1 protein-coding gene and 1 pseudogene are annotated in these 2,152 nt (G+C 41.0%); both read right to left on the bottom strand.

The window, feature by feature from the left end; all coding sequences use genetic code 11:
- A partial coding sequence (locus tag AC1DWN_RS32750; protein WP_477563017.1) for an Ig domain-containing protein occupies nucleotides 1–1,045 on the bottom strand: 1,045 nt, incomplete at its 3' end.
- Between the two features lie 265 nt (nucleotides 1,046–1,310).
- Nucleotides 1,311–1,630, bottom strand: a pseudogene (locus AC1DWN_RS32755) (DUF3502 domain-containing protein).
- Nucleotides 1,631–2,152: the final 522 nt, after the last annotated feature.

The raw sequence follows: 2,152 nt of genomic DNA on the forward strand, positions 1-2,152 counted from the left end.
CTATTGCGCCTACCCGTCCTTCTTCGAACCATTTATTCGGACGCTCTTTAACTGTGATCGTAAAGTCCTTTACCGCTAAATCTCCATTGCTGTCGGTTACTTGTACAACGAATGAGTATTCTCCCGGTGCACAATTGATGCTTATAATGCCTTTTCCGCTGTTTAGATTGACATTTCCGTTCTCTAATCCATCAGCAAAGGTGCCGTCCGTCTTTAATTCCAAGCCATCAGGCAATTCACCATCAATGATTTCCCAAGTATAACTTGGCGCGCCCCCGCTAGCCATAAATTGGAAGGCCGAAGCGGCAACTCCGAATTTGTTAGCCGATGTAGATTTATTCCATACATATGGCCATTCTTTGTAGCCAATCGGCATATTGTTGGTTGGCTTTGGAGTTTGAAACGCATCGTCGGTCGACAGACCTTGGGTCACGATTTCGAATGCATCGGAATCGCCTTTTACGGAATGCACAAGACCATCCAGCTTATTGCCGTTAGCGTCCGCGACTCTCCCGTAAAATCCAAGATAGGCGACATTCTGATCTTGCCCTATCGGAACATTGTTTGCGTTTACATCTTCAGTATAGGTATGCTCGATTTGAATCATCAGCTTATTCCATCCCTGCATCAACTGGATGGCCTGTTTGGACAAATCCTTATGAACTTCCACCGGCGTGGTCGGTTCGGTAACGCACATGTCGTTGACATACAGCCTATACGAACCGCTGGCACCGACATTGAAATACGCTTGCTGCGCTGCCGGACTGTATACATAGGTGTGAGCGTATACATATTTGTTCTGTGTATCCATGCCTTTCTTCACCGTATAATAGCCGTATAAATCCTGGTAATCGTCGTAGTTCCGGTTATATAATCGGTCGTCAAAATATTCCCATGCTTGGCTTTCGTCTCCAAGGCTTAACGGCTGGCCGATTGTCGGCGTTATCGCAGCGGCCCCCTCTACTATAGCCGACTTGAAAGGACCAGATATCAGCCATGAGTTAATAAACGGTGCATTAGTGGATTCCTTACTTTTATGAACCATTACTTTTTTTCCTCCTTTACTTTTAACTGCAGCCTGAAGTTCCGATCTCCAGAAATCTCTAAAGACATCCCCCTTAGCTTCAATATTTGAATTGTATTTTTTTCGTCAATACCGTCCTAAACATTACATTTATAACATGATTTGTTTTTAGATACAACGCTACATTTTCAGTAAATAGCGGATCCTCAGTCCACTCAGCCTTCCACTCTTGCAAACCAACAAAAAAGAGCCCAATTCCACAATGGAATTAGACTCTTCGGCTAATTCACTTCTTATCTACTTTCCAAGCATCCAATTGCTTTTGCTTCTCAGCGATGATCTTATCTGCACCTGCCTCTTTTAATCTATCAATAAATTAGGCAAGTACTTATTTGGATCTATTGATCCTGTAGCTATCGAATAATAAAGTTCGTCTATAATAGCGTCTGTGTTTGCTTTTTCAGACTTAACCGCTGTGAAATCGAATACAAAGCCTAATGCATTTGAAGGTGTTGCGTTTTTATTTAAATCGACCCGCATTTCAATAAATTTATTGTCTATTTCTCTGCCTTTAGGATCCCCATCCGACAAAAACGAGTTGCCCATATATCCAAATTCCCAAGCGGAAAATAGTATGTAAGCTCTACTAGCGGCAATTCTTCCTTTGAATCTGGGGTAACCGTTTGAACTTCATTTTTATCACCTCAGGTGTAGAATCAGGTGTAACGGTTGCTGCAGAATTGGAATCCCCACAGCCTGAGAGGATAACCGTGAGAGCGAAAAATAGGGCGATGACAACACTCAGCGTTTTTTTGTTTTGATCAATGCAATGACCTCCTTACTTATTTATTGAATCTCTACACCAAAATCATCTATAGAAACGACTCAATAAAAACAAAAATTCTCTAAAAAAGTTCTTGTTTCATTAATTCGCGACGATATTGATGTATGTTAGAGCTGAATAGATTTTGAAATGTTAATCATTACATAGCTAATTGTAAGAGGTTTTAACGGTATCGTCTTTGTGTGACGTGATCGTATTAGTTATATAAACTGACTAAATATAAAAGTGGCTTAACCTCTTGTGTAAATCCAAACAAACAACAAACTGGCATCCAAGTTATAAGG

Source organism: Paenibacillus sp. P4_A7 (assembly GCF_056402455.1).